This is a genomic window from Pseudonocardia sp. 2-7 (assembly GCF_056341085.1).
In genome coordinates, this window is record NZ_CP094507.1 from 2,271,034 (window position 1) to 2,287,101 (window position 16,068).

The 16,068-nt window shown below is 75.6% G+C and carries 16 protein-coding genes; 9 read left to right on the forward strand and 7 right to left on the reverse strand.

Features of this window, described 5'->3' with window-relative positions; genetic code table 11:
* Nucleotides 1-152: 152 nt before the first annotated feature.
* The 7 genes from MTO91_RS11245 to MTO91_RS11275 all read left to right on the forward strand — a co-directional run bounded on the left by MTO91_RS11245 (nucleotide 153) and on the right by MTO91_RS11275 (nucleotide 7,586).
* Nucleotides 153-1,178 carry an ABC transporter substrate-binding protein gene (locus MTO91_RS11245; RefSeq protein WP_476654459.1) on the forward strand — a complete coding sequence of 342 codons (1,026 nt, stop codon included), beginning with the start codon at nucleotides 153-155 and terminating at the stop codon, nucleotides 1,176-1,178.
* Nucleotides 1,175-1,942 (forward strand): ABC transporter permease, encoded by a 768-nt coding sequence (locus MTO91_RS11250; protein ID WP_476654460.1) that lies wholly within the window; start codon nucleotides 1,175-1,177, stop codon nucleotides 1,940-1,942. Before MTO91_RS11245 ends, MTO91_RS11250 begins: the two co-directional genes overlap by 4 nt.
* Nucleotides 1,939-2,667, forward strand: a complete 729-nt coding sequence (locus MTO91_RS11255; RefSeq protein ID WP_476654461.1) for an ABC transporter ATP-binding protein — start codon at nucleotides 1,939-1,941, stop codon at nucleotides 2,665-2,667. Before MTO91_RS11250 ends, MTO91_RS11255 begins: the two co-directional genes overlap by 4 nt.
* 255 nt (nucleotides 2,668-2,922) lie before the next feature.
* Nucleotides 2,923-4,062: a sugar ABC transporter substrate-binding protein gene (locus MTO91_RS11260; RefSeq protein WP_476654462.1), complete on the forward strand. Its 1,140-nt coding sequence runs from the start codon at nucleotides 2,923-2,925 to the stop codon at nucleotides 4,060-4,062.
* A 74-nt stretch (nucleotides 4,063-4,136) separates the two neighbouring features.
* On the forward strand, nucleotides 4,137-4,910 hold the full coding sequence (locus MTO91_RS11265) for an ATP-binding cassette domain-containing protein (protein WP_100880336.1): 774 nt from the start codon (nucleotides 4,137-4,139) through the stop codon (nucleotides 4,908-4,910).
* Nucleotides 4,910-6,412 carry a sugar ABC transporter permease gene (locus MTO91_RS11270; protein ID WP_208819569.1) on the forward strand — a complete coding sequence of 501 codons (1,503 nt, stop codon included), beginning with the start codon at nucleotides 4,910-4,912 and terminating at the stop codon, nucleotides 6,410-6,412. Before MTO91_RS11265 ends, MTO91_RS11270 begins: the two co-directional genes overlap by 1 nt.
* 1 nt (nucleotide 6,413) lies before the next feature.
* The gene (locus tag MTO91_RS11275; RefSeq protein ID WP_062404671.1) at nucleotides 6,414-7,586 is read left to right on the forward strand and encodes an ROK family protein; all 1,173 of its coding nucleotides are present in this window, start codon (nucleotides 6,414-6,416) and stop codon (nucleotides 7,584-7,586) included.
* 42 nt (nucleotides 7,587-7,628) lie between these two features.
* On the opposite strand, the gene MTO91_RS11280 is transcribed toward MTO91_RS11275, so the two are convergent.
* Nucleotides 7,629-8,291 (reverse strand): haloacid dehalogenase type II, encoded by a 663-nt coding sequence (locus MTO91_RS11280; RefSeq protein ID WP_405417686.1) that lies wholly within the window; start codon nucleotides 8,289-8,291, stop codon nucleotides 7,629-7,631.
* 18 nt (nucleotides 8,292-8,309) lie between these two features.
* On the opposite strand from MTO91_RS11280, the gene MTO91_RS11285 reads away from it, so the two are divergent.
* Complete coding sequence (locus MTO91_RS11285; RefSeq protein ID WP_476654463.1) at nucleotides 8,310-9,065, forward strand: cobalt-precorrin-6A reductase; 756 nt, start codon at nucleotides 8,310-8,312, stop codon at nucleotides 9,063-9,065.
* On the opposite strand, the gene MTO91_RS11290 is transcribed toward MTO91_RS11285, so the two are convergent.
* The 6 genes from MTO91_RS11290 to MTO91_RS11315 form a co-directional block, all read right to left on the reverse strand.
* Nucleotides 9,066-10,133 carry an alcohol dehydrogenase catalytic domain-containing protein gene (locus tag MTO91_RS11290; RefSeq protein WP_476654464.1) on the reverse strand — a complete coding sequence of 356 codons (1,068 nt, stop codon included), beginning with the start codon at nucleotides 10,131-10,133 and terminating at the stop codon, nucleotides 9,066-9,068. It abuts the gene before it with no gap.
* Between the two features lie 61 nt (nucleotides 10,134-10,194).
* Nucleotides 10,195-10,650, reverse strand: a complete 456-nt coding sequence (locus MTO91_RS11295) for a GNAT family N-acetyltransferase (RefSeq protein WP_476654465.1) — start codon at nucleotides 10,648-10,650, stop codon at nucleotides 10,195-10,197.
* Nucleotides 10,651-10,708: 58 nt separating this feature from the next.
* Nucleotides 10,709-12,265 carry a precorrin-2 C(20)-methyltransferase gene (locus MTO91_RS11300; RefSeq protein WP_476654856.1) on the reverse strand — a complete coding sequence of 519 codons (1,557 nt, stop codon included), beginning with the start codon at nucleotides 12,263-12,265 and terminating at the stop codon, nucleotides 10,709-10,711.
* Nucleotides 12,266-12,297: 32 nt separating this feature from the next.
* Nucleotides 12,298-12,939 carry a precorrin-8X methylmutase gene (locus tag MTO91_RS11305; protein WP_062404674.1) on the reverse strand — a complete coding sequence of 214 codons (642 nt, stop codon included), beginning with the start codon at nucleotides 12,937-12,939 and terminating at the stop codon, nucleotides 12,298-12,300.
* Nucleotides 12,936-14,165, reverse strand: coding sequence for a precorrin-3B synthase (locus tag MTO91_RS11310; RefSeq protein WP_476654466.1), 1,230 nt, complete (start codon nucleotides 14,163-14,165; stop codon nucleotides 12,936-12,938). The genes MTO91_RS11305 and MTO91_RS11310 overlap by 4 nt, the downstream gene beginning before the upstream one ends.
* A gap of 76 nt (nucleotides 14,166-14,241) precedes the next feature.
* Nucleotides 14,242-15,222 (reverse strand): C40 family peptidase, encoded by a 981-nt coding sequence (locus tag MTO91_RS11315; protein ID WP_476654467.1) that lies wholly within the window; start codon nucleotides 15,220-15,222, stop codon nucleotides 14,242-14,244.
* A gap of 240 nt (nucleotides 15,223-15,462) precedes the next feature.
* Between MTO91_RS11315 and MTO91_RS11320 the strand changes: the two genes are divergently transcribed.
* Entirely contained in the window at nucleotides 15,463-16,059 is a 597-nt protein-coding gene (locus MTO91_RS11320) for a cupin domain-containing protein (protein WP_405417678.1), read from the forward strand.
* The last annotated feature ends 9 nt before the right edge of the window (nucleotides 16,060-16,068 follow it).

Sequence of the window (16,068 nt, forward strand, 5' to 3'; positions counted from 1 at the left end):
GCGGCGGACGTCGTCCCGGCAGGACCCGGCGGACCGCGTAGGGTTCACGGTCGTACCGCGGGAGCCCGCGCACCGAGGCTGAGAGGGCGGCAGGACCGGCCGCCGACCGTTCGAACCTGATCCGGGTCACACCGGCGTAGGGAGGCCGCCCCGTGCTGTCACGTGCTCTCCGTCCACTCGCCGTCGCGCTGGCGCTCGCGCTGGCCCTGTCCGGCTGCGCCGCGGAGGACGGCTCCGGCGGCTCCGCCGGGGGCGGGCCGATCCGCGTCGCGCTGGACTGGACGCCGAACACCAACCACATCGGGCTGTTCGCCGCCCAGCAGGCGGGCTACTTCCGCGACGCCGGCCTCGACGTCGAGTTCCTGCCGTACAACCAGACCTCGCCTGACACCCTGGTCGGTTCCGGCGCCGCTGACTTCGGCGTCGGCTTCCAGGACTCCTTCACGTTCTCGAAGGCCGCGGGCGCCGACATCACCTCGGTGATGGCGGTCCTGCAGCACTGGGCGACCGAGATCGCGGTGCGCTCCGACCGCACCGACATCCGGCGCCCGCGCGACCTCGACGGCAAGGTCTACGCCGGATTCGGCGGGCCCGGTGAGAACCAGAAGATGCAGGCCGTGATCCGGGCCGACGGCGGGCGCGGCGACTTCCGCACCGAGGTCCTGTCCACCGCGGCCTACGAGGCGCTCTACTCCGGCCAGGCCGACTTCACCGAGCCGTTCGTCAACGTCGAGGGCATCGAGGCGCAGCTGCGGGGCGAGCCGATCCGCACCTTCCGCTACACCGACTACGGCTTCCCGGACTCCTACAACGTGCTGCTGCTGGGCAACTCGACCTGGCTGCGCGACAACCCCGACCGGGCCCGCGCGTTCGTGCAGGCCGTCCAGAAGGGCTACGCGCTGGCCGCGCAGGACCCGGCGACCGCGGCCCGGATGCTGAAGGAGGCCAACCCCGGCGCGTTCACCTCCGACGCGCTGGTCGACCGGGGCGCGCAGATGCTCAGCGAGCGCTTCCTGCGCGACACGCAGGGCCGCGTCGGGTTCCAGACCCCGCAGCAGTGGGCCGGGTTCTCCGGATTCCTCTACGACACCGGCACCGTCGCGGGGCCGGACGGCGCCCCGGTGCGGCAGAAGCCGGACTTCTCGACCTGGTTCACCAACGACTACCTGGCACCGTGATCCGCCGGCTGTGGCCGGCCGCGGCGCTGGTCACCGCCCTGCTGGTCGCCTGGCAGGTCGCGGTCACCGTCGCCGGCACCCGCCCCCAGGTGCTGCCCTCGCCGCTGCGGGTGGTCGAGCAGGGCTGGGCGTTCCGGGCCGAGCTGTGGGCGAACACGCTGCCGACGGTCCAGGTGACGCTGATCGGGTTCACCGTCTCGATGGTGCTGGCCTGGGCGGCCGCGGTCGCGGTGGACTTCTCGCCGTGGCTGCGCCGGGCGCTGACCCCGCTGCTGGTGGCCTCGCAGACGCTGCCGGTGGTCGCGATCGCCCCGCTGCTCATCATCTGGTTCGGGTTCGGCCTGCTGCCGAAGGTGCTGGTCATCGCGCTGGTGACGTTCTTCCCGGTGGCGGTGGGGCTGATCGAGGGCTTCGCCGCGACCGACCGGTCCGCGACCGCGCTGCTGCGGTCGATGGGGGCCTCGCGCTGGCAGCGGTTCCGCTACGTGCGGCTGCCCGGGGCGCTGCCGTCGTTCTTCACGGCGCTGCGGATCGCGATCACCTACGCCGTCACCGGGGCGATCTTCGCCGAGTACGTCGGCGCCCGGGCCGGCCTGGGGATCTTCATGCAGCTGCAGAAGAACCAGTTCCGCACCGACCTGGTGCTCGCGGCCGTCGGGGTGACCGCGGTGCTGTCGGTGACGCTGTTCGCGCTGACCTTCCTGCTGCAGCGCCTGGTCACGCCCTGGTACGTGGCCGACCACGACGGGCACGGTGCGCGGTGAAGGTCGTGGTGCGCGACCTGTCGGTCTCCTACGGCGACCTGCCGGTGCTGTCCGGGGTGAGCCTGGACGTCGCGCCGGGGGAGTTCGTGTCGCTCGTCGGGCCGTCGGGATGCGGCAAGTCGACGCTGTTCGGGGCCCTGGCGGGCATCCTCGACGGGGCGACGGTGACCGGCGGGATCGAGGTCGACGGCGGCCCGGTGCGCGGCGCACCGTTCGGCCTGATGCCCCAGCAGGACCTGCTGTTCCCGTGGCGCACCGTGCTCGACAACACCACCCTCGGGCTGGAGGTCGCCGGCGTGGGGCGCCGCGAGGCCCGCGAGCGTGCCCGCGCGCTGTTCGAGCCGTTCGGGCTCGCGGGCTTCGAGGACGCCCGCCCGGGTGCGCTGTCGGGCGGCATGCGCCAGCGCGCGGCGCTGCTGCGCACCGTCGTCGGGGGGCGCGAGGTGCTGCTGCTCGACGAGCCGTTCGGCGCGCTGGACGCGCTCACCCGGACCGCGATGCAGGACTGGCTGGAGTCGGTGCGCGCCCGCTACGGCTGGACGACGGTCCTGATCACCCACGACGTGCGGGAGGCGGTCCTGCTCTCGGACCGGGTGCTGGTCTTCTCGCCGCGCCCGGCGACCGTGGTGCGGGAGGTCGTCGTCGACGCCGGGCGGCCGCGCAGCCGTACCGACCCGACCCTGGCCGCGGTCGAGGCGGACCTGCTGGAGACCCTGCGCGGCTGAGGCGGGCCCGACCCCGGGGGCGGGGGAGCGGTGGTCACCGCCCGCCACGGCGCGTTCTGGTGCCGTGGCGGCCGTCCGGATCGTGCCGCAGGGCAACAAAGTCGATGTTCGTGACCGGATTGTGATGACGAAACGGGAACTGTCTCGATTCAGAAGGCTGTCGCGGAACCGGTTCCGCCCAATACGTTGGCGCTCGCAACATTCACCCGTTCGTGATCATGCGAGCGGTCCACAACGTGGTGGAGGGAGACCCCGATGGGGGCACGGAACACGGGGCGCGGTCCCCGGCTGCGTCGGGCGGTCGCGGCGGCGGGTCTCGGCCTGCTGCTGGCCGTCGCGGGCTGCGGACAGAACAGCGCCGGCGGCGGCGGGGAGGCCGCCGGCGGCGGCTCCGGCGGCGGGGTGAAGGTCGGGGTGATCCTCCCCGAGACCGACTCCTCGGCCCGCTGGGAGGGCTTCGACAAGCCCATGCTGGACAAGGCGCTGCGCGCCCAGGGCATGGACCCCGACATCCAGAACGCCCAGGGCGACGAGCAGAAGTTCTCCACCCTGGCCGACGGCATGATCTCCAGCGGTGTCAAGGTCATGATCATCGCCTCGATCAGCAGCGACGGCGGGACCGCCGTCGCCCAGAAGGCCAAGGCCCAGGGCATCCCGGTCATCGACTACGACCGGCTCAACCTCGGCGGCGTCAGCGACTACTACGTCTCCTTCGACAACGAGAAGGTCGGCGCCCTGCAGGGAGAGGGCCTGGTCCAGGGCATCGGCGACAAGCCGGGCGCCCAGGTCATCGAGATCGAGGGCGCGCCGACCGACAACAACGCGACCCTGTTCTACAACGGCCAGCAGATCGTGCTGAAGCCCAAGTACGAGTCCGGGGCGCTGAAGCTGGTGCAGAGTCAGAAGATCGACAAGTGGGACAACCAGGTCGGTGGCACCACCTTCGAGCAGATCCTCACCGGCAACGGCGGCAAGGTCGACGGCGTCGTCGCCGCCAACGACGGCCTCGCCGGCGCCATCGTCACGGTGCTGGCCAAGTACGGCCTGAACGGCAAGGTCGTGGTCACCGGCCAGGACGCCACCGCCGACGGGCTCGCCGCGATCCTGCGCGGGGACCAGTACATGACGGTGTTCAAGCCGATCGAGCAGGAGGCCGAGGCCGCCGCGAAGCTCGCCGGTGCCCTGGCCAAGGGCGACACCGCGGCCGCCGACGGCGTCGCCACCCAGACGGTCGAGGACCCGAAGGGCAACCGCGACGTCAAGTCGGTGCTGCTCGAGCCGCAGCTCATCACCAAGGACTCGGTCAAGAAGGTCACCGACGCCGGCTACGTCAAGGCCTCGGAGATCTGCAACGCCGAGACCCAGGCCGCCTGCGGCCAGCTCGGCATCAAGTAGGACCCGCAGCCGGACCGGGCCGCGGCGGAGACCCCGCCGCGGCCCGGCCGACGCCCACGTGGAAGGTGCCCGAAGTGGCCGACCCCATCCTCTCCCTGCGCGGTGTGTCGAAGAGCTTCGGCGCCGTGCAGGTCCTGCACGACGTCGACCTGACCGTGCGCGCCGGCGAGGTCACCGCGCTCGTCGGCGACAACGGCGCGGGCAAGTCCACCCTGGTCAAGTGCGTCGCGGGTATCCACCCGATCGACTCCGGCGAGGTCCTGTTCGAAGGGGCGCCGGTGACCGTCGCCGGGCCGTCGGACGCCTCCCGGCTCGGCATCGAGGTCGTCTACCAGGACCTCGCGCTGGCCGACAACCTCGACATCGTCCAGAACATGTTCCTCGGCCGCGAGCGCGGCCGCTCCTGGATGCTCGACGAGGGCTCGATGGAGCAGGCCGCCCGCGACACCCTCGCGTCGCTCTCGGTCCGCACCGTCACCTCGGTCCGGACCCCGGTCGCGTCGCTGTCCGGCGGGCAGCGCCAGACCGTCGCCATCGCCAAGGCGGTGCTCTGGGACTCGCGCGTCGTGCTGCTCGACGAGCCGACCGCGGCGCTCGGCGTCGCCCAGACCCGCCAGGTGCTCGACCTCGTGCGACGGCTGGCCGAGCAGGGCCTCGGCGTCGTGCTCATCAGCCACAACATGGCCGACGTGTTCGAGGTGTCCGACCGGATCGCCTGCCTCTACCTCGGCCGGATGGTCGCGCAGGTCCCGACCCGCGAGGTCACCCACTCCGACGTCGTCCAGCTCATCACCGCGGGCCGCTCCGGCGAGCTCGGGCTGCCGCGGCCCGAGCAGGCGGTGACCTGATGGCCCCCCACCCCGATCCGTCCGGCCCCGCCGGCCCGGGAGGAGACACCGTGACCGAACGGACGCCCGCGCCCGAGCAGGAGCAGAGCGCGGCCCGCCGGGCGAACCCCGGTAACCGGGCCGCCGACTTCGGCATCGACACCACCGCCCGCACCACCCGCGAGGCGATCACGGCGTACCTGCGCGGCCTGCGTGGCGGTGACCTGGGCTCGCTGCCGGCGCTGCTCGGCCTGGCCGCGCTGTTCGTGCTGTTCAGCGTGCTGGACTCGGGCGGCACCTTCCCGAGCCTGCTCAACCTGGCGAACCTGCTCCAGCAGGGCGCCGGCCCGACCATCATCGCGATGGGCCTGGTGTTCGTGCTGCTCACCGGGGAGATCGACCTGGCCGCCGGTACGGCGTCCGGGCTGGCGGCGGCGCTGATGGCGCTGCACCTGATGAGCGACGGCAACGTGCTCGGCGCCACCGGCACCACCGTGTTCGTGCTGCTCGTGGCGGTGATGCTGGCCGGTGCCGTGCTCGCCGCGCTGGTCCGGGTGTGGGCCGGGTCGGTGATCAGCCTGCTCACCGCGGTCGTGCTCGTGATCGGGGTCCCGGCGAACGCGTTCACCGTGATGGGGCTCGCCGTCGGCGTCGGGGTGGTGATCGGCTGCCTCACCGGGTTCCTCGTGGCCCGGATCGGGATGCCGTCGTTCGTCGTGACGCTGGCGTTGTTCATCACGTGGCAGGGCGTGATCCTGCAGCTCATCGGCGACGGCGGCACCATCGCGCTGCGCGACCCCTTGATCAACGCCGTGGCGAACGGCAATCTCTCGGTCACGGCGTCCTGGGTGCTGTTCGTGGTCGTCGCCGGCGGCTACGCGGCCGTCCAGGTGGTGCGCCTGCGGACCCGGCTCCGCGGCGGGCTGGTCGCGCCGCCGACGGGGCTGGTCGCACTCAAGATCGGAGCGGTGGTGGTGCTCGGCGGGCTGGTGACGTTCGCACTCGTGCAGGACCGCTCGCCCGGCGTCATCGCGATCGCCGGGATCCCCTACGTCGTCCCGGTCGTGCTGGTGCTGCTCGTCGCGGGCACCTGGGTGCTCGACCGGACCCGGTTCGGCCGTCACGTCTACGCCGTCGGCGGCAACCGGGAGGCCGCGCGCCGGGCCGGCATCGACGTCGCCCGCATCCGGGCGTCGGTGTTCGTCATCTCCACCGCCTTCGCCGCGATCGGCGCGATCGTCTATTCGTCGAAGATCGGGTCGGTCAACCCGGCGGCCGGTGGCGGCAACACCCTGCTGTTCGCGGTCGGCGCCGCGGTCATCGGCGGCACGTCGCTGTTCGGCGGCCGCGGCCGCATCAGCAACGCCGTCATCGGCGGCACGGTGCTCGCCACGGTGCAGAACGGTCTGGGCCTGCTCAAGCAGCCCGCCGCGGTCGTGTTCGTGGTGACCGGCCTGGTGCTGCTGCTCGCGGCCGGTGTCGACGTGGCGTCACGGCGCCGGGCGGCGGCCAGCGGCCGGTGACATGACCCAGCCCGGATCGGGGACCCGACCCGACGACGCGCGCCGGCACAACCGGGCCGTCCTGTTGCGCCGGCTGCACGTCGAGGGTCCCTGCACCCGCGCGACGCTGGCCGGCGAGCTCGGCCTCAACCGCAGCACGATCAAGGCGGTGGTGGACGGGCTCGCCGAGGCGGGCGTCGTCACCGAGGCCGTCCCGGCCCAGCGCTCCGGGGCCGGGCGGCCGTCGCTGCTGGTGCTGCCCGACCCGCAGGCGGCGGTGGTGCTCGCCGTCGACATCCGGGTCGAGCAGGTCGCGCTGGCGATGGTCGGCATCGGCGGCCAGATCCTGGGCCGGCACAGCTGGAACCTGCACCGCACCACCCGGCTGCCCGGCGAGGTGATCACCCACCTCGCCGAGTCCGCCGCCCTGCTGCGCGACGAGCTGGGCGTCGCCGAGCAGGCGGTCGGGGTCTCGGTGCCCGGCGTCGTGCGGCGCTCCGACGGCTTCGTGCACGAGGCGCCCAACCTCGGCTGGCGCGACGTCGAGCTGGGGGCCCGGCTCGCCGCCGTCCTCGCCCGGCCGGTGCAGGTCGCCAACGACGCGGAGGCCGGCGCACTCGCCGAGCACCTGCGCGGGATCGGCCGCGACGTCGCCGACATGGTCTACCTCTCGGCCGACGTCGGCGTCGGCGGCGGCGTGGTGTCGGGCGGGCAGCCGCTGCGCGGCACCGGCGGCTACGTCGGCGAGCTCGGCCACCTCATGGTCCGCCCGGACGGGCGGGAGTGTTTCTGCGGCTCGCACGGCTGCTGGGAGACCGAGGTCGGCGAGCCCGCGCTGTGCCGCGCGCTCGGCCTGCCCGAGGACACCCCGCGCGGGGTGCTCGTCGCGGAGCTGCGCGACCTGGCCGTCGTGCCGGGCCGGGCCGACCGGCTGCTGGAGGGCTACGCCGGGTGGATGACCGCCGGGCTGGTCACCGTGGTGAACATGCTGGCCCCCGAGCTCGTCGTGCTGGGCGACCTGTTCGGCGCGCTGCCGCCCTCGGTGGTCGAGCGGATCGGGTCCGAGCTGCGCCGGCGCAGCCTGGTGAGCCGGGCCGCGGGCGGGACCCGGCTCGCGGTCTCCCCGCTCGGCCGCGACGGCGCGCTGGTCGGCGCGGCCGAGATCGCGTTCGAGCCGGTGCTGGCGGCGGTCTGACGGGAGCGGGCCGGACGGCACCGCTCCCGGCGTCCCGCGGGCTCAGGCCAGGTGGCCGGCCAGCTCGGGCAGCGCGCCGACGGTGAAGGTCGGTGGGGTGAGGTACCCGGGCCAGGTGTCGCCGTGGCGGTCCAGCCAGGCCGTCGCCATCCCGGCCCGGGCGGCGCCGTGGAGATCCCACGGGTGCACCGCGACCATCACCGACTCGGCCGCGTCGACCCCGCAGGCCCGCAGCGCGTACGCGTAGGAGGCGGGAGCCGGCTTCCAGATCCCGGCGTCCTCCACCGACAGCACCGCGTCGAACTGCTCGCGCAGGCCGTGGTCGCCGAGCAGCCGCTCGGCCACCGACGCGGCGCCGTTCGACAGCGTCACCAGCCGCAGCCCCGCGGACCGCAGTGCCGCGACCCCGCCGTGGACGTCGTCGTGCACCGGCAGCTCCAGGAAGCCGTCGACGACGTGCCGCGCGCCCGCGTCGGGGTCGGCGACGCCGTGCCGGCGCAGCAGCCCGGCCGCGGTCGCCGTCGCCAGCTCGGCGAAGGGCGTCAGCTCCCCACCGGTGGCCTGCGCCATGCCCTCGCGCAGGGTCGCGGCGAACCAGAGCGGCCCGAGCTCCTCCGGAGCGCCCAGCGCGGCGAACCGGGCCCCCATCGGGGTCAGGTCCGACAGGGTCTCGTTGACGTCGAACACCACGGTCGTGATCGCCATCCCCCTACCCTGACGGGTGTGAGCGCTCCCCGCACGGTGCTGGTCCTCGGCGGTACGACCGAGGGCCGGGCCGCGGCCGCCTCGCTGGCCGGCCGGGACGACGTCCGGGTCGTGTCGTCGCTGGCCGGGGCGGTGCGCAGCCCGGCCCTGCCCGACGGCGAGGTCCGCATCGGCGGCTTCGGCGGTGCCGCGGGGCTGGCCGCGCACCTGCGCGCCGAGCGGGTCGCGGCGGTGCTCGACGCGACCCATCCGTTCGCCTCGACGATGACCGCGAACGCGGCCGCCGCCTGCGCGGGGACCGGGGTGCCGCTGGTCGTGCTGCGCCGGCCGGGCTGGACGCCCGGGCCGGGGGACCGGTGGCACCGGGTCGCCTCGGTCGCCGCCGCCGCGGCCGCGCTGCCCGGCCTGCTCCCCGGTCCGGCCGGGCGGGTCCTGCTGACGACCGGCCGCGGGGGACTGGCGCACTTCGCGGCTGTCGACGCGGCGTTCTGGATCCGCGCGGTCGACCCGCCCGACGGCCCGCTGCCCGCCCGGCACGAGCTGCTGCTCGACCGGGGCCCGTTCGCCCTCGACGACGAGCGCGCCCTGTTCGGGGCCGTGGTCCCGCACGTGCTGGTCACCAAGGACTCCGGCGGTGCGGCGACCGCGCCGAAGCTCACCGCCGCCCGGGAGCGCGGGGTGCCGGTCCTCGTCGTCGACCGGCCGCCGCTGCCCGGCGGGGTCGCGGTGGAGCCCACGGTGGACGCGGCGCTGGCCCGGCTGCTCGGGGACTGATCACCCGGGGACCGGCTGCACCGGGAGGGCCGAGCGGTCCGCGGCCGGGTCCCGGGGCAGGCCGACGAGGATCCCGCCCGGCTCGGGAGCCGCGGCCAGCGCCTCGGCGAGCGCGTCCAGCCCGGTCCGCCGGGTGACCAGCCGGCCCGGGTCGAGCCGCCCGTCGGCGACGAGCGCCATCAGCTCCGGGTAGTCCGCCGCGGCCATGCCGTGGCTGCCGGTGACGGTCAGCTCGTGCGCGATCATCAGCGGCACCGGCACCACCGGCTCCCGGGTGAGCAGACCGACCTGCACCAGCGTCCCGTGCCTGCGCAGCGACCGGACGCCGAGGTCCAGGGCGTCCGCGCGGCCCGCGGCCTCGACCGCGAGGCGGGCGCCGCCGTCGCCGACGGCCCCGCGCACCGCGTCCGGGCCGTCCGCGGTGTCCACCGCCGCGACCGCGCCCAGCTCGACCGCCCGGGCCCGCGCCGCGGGCGAGGGGTCCGCGACGACCGCCTCGGCGCCCAGCGCCGACGCGATCAGCACCGCGGCCAGCCCGACCCCACCCGCTCCGAGCACGAGGACCCGCTCCCCGGAGGTCAGCCGGCCGCGCCCGACGAGCGCCCGGTGCGCGGTGGCGACCCGGCAGCCGAGCAGTGCGGCGCCGGCCGCGTCGGTGTCGTCGGGGACCGGCACCAGGTTGTGGTCGGCGTGGTGCAGCGCGACGAGCTCGGCGAAGGACCCGTCGTGGGTGAACCCGGGCTGCTGCTGGTGCGGGCAGACCTGCGCGCGGCCCGCCCGGCAGTCCGGGCAGGCACCGCAGCCGCAGACGAACGGCGTCGTGACCCGGTCACCGGCCCGGAACCGGGTGACCCCGGCGCCGGTCGCGACCACGTGCCCGACCAGCTCGTGGCCGGGCACGTGGGGGAGCGTCACGTCACCGTCGTGCCCGGCCCAGGCGAACCGGTCGCTGGCGCACAGCCCGGTCGCCTCCACCCGCACGACGACCCCACCCGCGGGCGGGGTGGGGTCCGGCAGGTCCACGACCTCGGGCGGCGCGCCGAACGCGGTGATCCGTACTGCTCGCATGGTGCGATCCTCCCAGCGGGCCTGACCGGGCTGACGGCCCTGCCGGGGCTCGCCGACGCGGTCAGACGGGTCGGGTCATGACGACCAGCCCCGGGCCGGGGTCGCCGTCGGCGACGAACCCGGTGCGGAGGTAGAAGGCGATCGCCCGGGCGTTGCCCGGTTCGACCTTCAGCGACAGGGTGGCCGAGCCGAGCTCGCGCGCGGCCGCGACGACGGCGTCGACGAGCGCGTCGGCCAGCCCGGTCCCGCGCGCGTCGGGATGGACCCACATGCCGTAGAGCTGCCCGTCGCCGTCGTCACCGGTCCGCCAGCAGGCGGTGCCGACCGGCCGGTCGCCGTCGAAGGCGCCGAAGCGGACGTGCTCGGCCAGGACCAGCCGCCAGGCGGCCGGTTCCATGGACGCCTGCTCGCGGTAGAAGTCGCTGTCCTCACCGAAGCCGTCCCGAAGCGAGGCGAGCCGGGCCGCGCGGGCCGGCTCCCAGTCGTCGGGCCCGAAGCGCCGCACCTGCAGTTGCACGGCGTGACGCTAGCGCGGAACCGGCATCCGTCAGGATGTCGACAACCGGCGGATGTGGTCAGTCGGTCGTCGTGCCGCCGGGGCCGTAGTGCCGGGGCGTGAACACGACGGTCGTGCCGCCGCGCTCGACCGCCCGGGTCGTCGACGAGCCGACCACCACCAGGGTGCGCATGTCGACCTGCTCCGGGTCCAGTTGGCCCAGCGTGGTGACGACGATCCGCTGCCCGGCGCCGCCGACGTCGCGGCCCAGCACCACCGGGGTCCCCGGTGCACGGTGCTCCAGCAGCACGTCACGGGCCGCGCCGACCTGCCACGGCCGGGCCCTCGAGCGTGGGTTGTAGATCGCGATCGCCAGGTCCGCCGCGGCCACGGCACGCAGCCGGTCCGCGACCACGTCCCACGGCTTGAGCCGGTCGGACAACGAGATCAGGGCGTGGTCGTGCCCCAGCGGGGCACCGACGGCGGCCGCCACGGCCTGCGCCGCGGACATGCCGGGCAGCACCCGGACCGGGACGTCGTGGTACTTCGGCTCCGCCGCCACCTCCAGCACCGCGGTCGCCATCGCGAACACCCCCGGGTCCCCGGCGGAGACGACGGCGACCCGCCGCCCCGACGCGGCCAGGTCCAGCGCGTGCGCCGCCCGCTCGGACTCGACCTTGTTGTCCGAGGCGTGCCGGGCCTGGCGCGGGTTCGGCGGCACCCGGTCCAGGTAGGGGCCGTAGCCGACGAGGTCGTCCACCTCCGACAGGGCGCGGGCGACCTGCGGGGTCAGCCAGTCCCGCCCGGCGGGACCGGTCCCGACCACGACGACCTCACCCGGCCCGCGCACCGACCGCTCCTCGGCCGCCGCACCTCCGGGCTCCACGACAGACGCGACGGCCTCCTCGGGCACCGAGGCGGCGACCTCACCGGGGACCAGGGCGATCGCGAAGTAGGGCACGTCCGAGGGGTCCACGTCGGACAGCGAGCCGGTCCGCTGGCCCTCCATCGTGGCCCGTTCGACGTAGCGGGCCCGGTCGAGCACGCCGGCGTCGGCCATCGCCCCGCGGACCGTGGTGAAGGTGCGCCCGAGCTTCATCACCGCCGCCGAGTCGGTGCCCGCGAGCCGCCTCGCGAGCTCCTCGCGGGGCAGCGTGCCCGGCAGCACGGTGAGCACCTCGTCGCGCTCCACCAGCGGCTGCCCGATCGCCGCGGCGGCGCCGCTGATCGAGGTGACCCCCGGGACGACCTCGGTCGGGTAGCGCCCGGCCAGCCTCTTGTGCATGTGCATGTAGGAGCCGTAGAAGAGCGGGTCGCCCTCGGCGAGCAGTACGACGTCGCGGCCCGCGTCGAGGTGCGCGGCGAGCCGGGCGGCGGCCTCGGTGTAGAACGCGTCGATCGCACCCTGGTAGCCGCCGGGGTGGTCGGTGGCCTCGGTGGTGACCGGGTAGACCAGCGCCTCCTCGATCGCGGTGCCCGACAGGTGCGGTTCGGCGATCCGGCGCGCGATGGAGCGGCCGTGCCGGGCCGAGTGGTAGGCGATCACGTCGGCGTCGCGGACGAGCCGGGCGGCCTTGATCGTGGTCAGCTCGGGGTCGCCCGGACCGAGGCCGACGCCGTAGAGGGTGCCTGTCACGCTGTGCTGCTGCGCGGCACTCGCACGCTCGTTCACGCGATGATCTCCTGCTCGTGGGCCAACGCGTTCAGCGCCGCCGCGGTGATCGCCGACCCGCCACGCCGGCCGTGGACGACGAGGTGCTCCAGGTCGGTCCGCTCGGCGAGGGCGGCCTTGGACTCGGCGGCGCCGATGAACCCCACCGGGATGCCGATGATCGCGGCCGGGCGGGGTGCGTCGCCGCGGTCGATGAGGTCCAGCACGTGGAACAGCGCGGTCGGGGCGTTCCCGATCGCGAGCACCGCGCCCTCGAAGCGGTCGGCGAGCAGCTCCAGCGCGGCCGCGGACCGGGTGTTGCCGATCCGGCGCGCGTGGTCGGGCACCCGGGCGTCGCGCAGCAGGCAGAGCACCTCGTTGTCCGCGGGCAGCCGGGCGGCGGTCACCCCGGAGGCGACCATCATCGCGTCGCACAGGATCGGGGCACCGGCCCGCAGCGCGGCGCGTGCGGCCGCGACGACGCCGTCGGAGGCGGCGATGTCGTCGACGAGGTCGACCTGGCCGCAGGCGTGGATCATGCGGACGGCGATGTCGTCGACGCCGGGCGGGAGCCCGGAGAGGTCGGTCTCCGCGCGGATCGTCGCGAACGAGCGGCGGTAGATCTCGTTGCCGTCGGTGATGTAGTCGTACCCGCTCAGCGGAGCTCCTCGGTCGTGATCGTGTGTCCGTCGATGACGTAGGTGCCCGGCCCGGTGGCCACGGCGTCGCGGTGCGCGGTGTGCGGGGCGCCGCAGCGGCGGGCGCAGCCGACGACGTGCAGCATGTCCGGCCCCGCGCCCGTCCGCGGGCCGCCCCGGCCGATGAGGTCGAGCGCATGGGCACGCACGTCGGCCAGGGACTTCGCGCAGCCCGGCGACCCGGCGCAGGCGCTCACCCGCAGCGCGGGGTGCCCGGGGTCGACGACGAGTCCCGCCCCGGCCAGTCGGTCGGCGGCACCGGCTGCCGGGGTGGGCAGCACGAGGGTGCGCCACGGGGTGACCAGCAGCCCCGGGGCCTCACCGGCCAGCACGTCGAGCTGCGCGGCCGAGAGCTGCCCGAGCAGGGGCGCGACGCCCAGTGCTCCGCCGTCGGACACGCCGACGAGCACGTTCCCGCCCTCCGCACGGCGGGAACGTGCCGATCGACCACCGGTGTCGCCCGCGGACCGGGCTCCGGGTCCCGGCGCGGGCGTCGTCCAGCGGCCGGAGAGCCGGGCCGCGATCCCGGTCGCGGCTCCGGGCAGCTCCGCGGCGCGCCAGGCCCGCGCGGCCGGGTCGGCGCTGTGTGCGGCCCGCAGGTCGAGGAACGCCGCGGCCGCGTCGAGCAGCAGCACGGGGGCCTCGGCGGGGGGACAGGAGAGGCCGGTCGGCTCGCCCGCCACGACGAGCTCGCCCCCGTCGGAGCCCCGCGCCCGCCAGCACAGGTCGGGGCGCTCGGCGGCGACGTCGCCGCGGCCGTCGTCGAGGGCGAACAGGAACCGGCCGGGCAGCGCCGACAGCGTGGGGCGCCCGCACAGGCCGCGGTCGAGCACGGTGGCCAGGCCGCGGACGTCGGCGAGGCCGCCGTCGATCCCCGACAGGGGGGAGGCCAGCACGTTGCGGACCCGCTCGTGGGTCCTCGACGGCAGCAGCCCGGCCGCCGTCAGCCGCTCCACCGGGCGCGGGTCGGCCGGGTCGAGGCCGCGCAGCTGCAGGTTCCCGCGCGAGGTCAGGTGGACGGCGCCGTCGCCGGCGTCGCGGGCCAGCGCCGCGACCGCACGCAGCGCCGCCGCGGTGACCGTCCCGCCGGGCAGCCGGACCCGCGCCAGGGCCCCGTCCGCCGCCGCGTGCGGCGACACGACGCCGGGGCAGGCGTCGGCGCGGGTACGGGTGGTCGGCGACGGCACGCCGGACACTGTAGGCATCCACGACCGGTGGGGGGACCCGCCCGGGGCGGCGGTCACACCTCGTCAGGTGTTCAGGTCACGGCAGGTACCGGCGGGCACCGGAGTAGGCCGCGTCGAACCGCACCGGGGTCACCCGGACCGGGGTGGCCGCGTCGAAGGCCTCGATCATCGTGCCGTCGCCGGCGTACATCGCGACGTGCGTCGCCGGGGAGTTCCAGAACAGCAGGTCACCGGGACGCAGGTCGGCGGGGTCGTCGACCGGGCGCCCGCCGCGGGACTGGTCGGAGGCGTCCCGCCCGACGGTGATGCCGTGCAGGGCGTAGGTCAGCCCGGTCAGCCCCGAGCAGTCCGGGCCGAACCCGGAACGCCCGCCCCACAGGTAGGGACGGTCCAGGAACAGCCGCGCCGTCGTGACCAGACCCTCCCCGGTCGGGGAGGGCGGGGCCCCTCCGCGCAGCTCACCCGCCGTCAGCCACGCCTGGTCGCCGCCGGGCAGCGCGACCCGGACCGCGTCGCCCGCCTCGCCGACGACCGGCAGCCGGGTGCCCACGCTGACCTCGCGCAGCCGTTCGGTGCGTGCCGGGTCGCGGTACAGCCAGGCCGTCGCGACCCCGTCGACGGTGCCGGTGGGCGCCCCCGCGGCGAGCGCGCCGAACGCGGGGTCGTCGACGAGCTGGGCCGCGGGGACCCAGCCGGGGTAGCCGCGGCCGTCCTTGCCCGACGGCTGGCCGGGCACGACGACCCGCGCCCACCCGTCGCGGCGCTCGGTCACGGTCACCGGGGCGCCGAGCAGCGCCTGGGTCTGGGTCCGCGAGGCGGTGGTGAGCTCGCGGCGGTCCGCGCTGCTCATCGACCCCATCCACGCGGCCGGGTCGGCCGGGGCGGCGACGGCGGCCCGGTCCCGCGGGCGCGGGCTGTCCGGTGAGGTCCACACGGTCGCGACCGACACGGCGACGAACGTGCGCCCCGGTCCGTCGGCGGCCGCGGGCAGGGCGGCCGCGGGCAGGACGGCGCAGCCGAGCACCGCGGCGAACAGGACGGACAGGACACGGGGCACGGCGGGGACTCTCGACAGCCGGATGGGCCGGGGCAAGCAGCCACACCGCCGGGTCACCACGACGGGTGGAGTGGCCCCGCCCACACGGGTGGGTTCTCATGGTGCGGTGCGCCCCCACCGGATCACCACCGCCGTCGTGACGGTGCTGGCTCTGCTCCTGGCCGGCTCACCGCGGACAACCGGCTCATCGACACCGTCGCCGGGGACCCGCTGCCCGAGGACGTCGCGCTGATCCGGCCGATGGACCAGGCCGAGATCGACCGGCTCGACGTCTACACCGCCGAGCAGTTCCGCGGCCGCGTGGTGCACGCCGCCGACCGGCCGTGGGTCGCCGAGCCCTACCTGTGCTCGCGGCTGCCCGGCGGTGGCGCCGAGCTCGCCCCGGTCATCGGCTGGGGCACCGCGGAGAGCCGGGCCGCGGCACCGCGGCTGCTCGACCCGCACGGGTTCGCGCTGGCGTGGCTGCGCGCCCTGCCCGGGGACGGCGTGCTCACCCACCGGCACGACGCGACCCAGGTGCTGACGGTGAAGGCCGGGCACTGGGCGGTCACCCTCAACACCGGCGACGACGCGCGCACCGTCGAGCTCGGCCCGCGGGACACCCTGTCGGTGCCGCCCGGCGCCTGGCGGTCGATGACCGCGCTCGACGCCGACGGCGGCCGGACCGCCACCCCCGGCACCGGTGAGCTGCTGGTCGTCACCGGCGGCGACGGCCGGGTCCGGCACCAGTGGGCGCCCGAGGTCGTGGCCGGTGCCCGTGACCGGGGCCGGGTCCTCGACGCCGACGGCTACCTCGCCCCGGCCGCCGTGCTGGCGTTCGCGGCCGAGGACGACTGAGGACGGGCC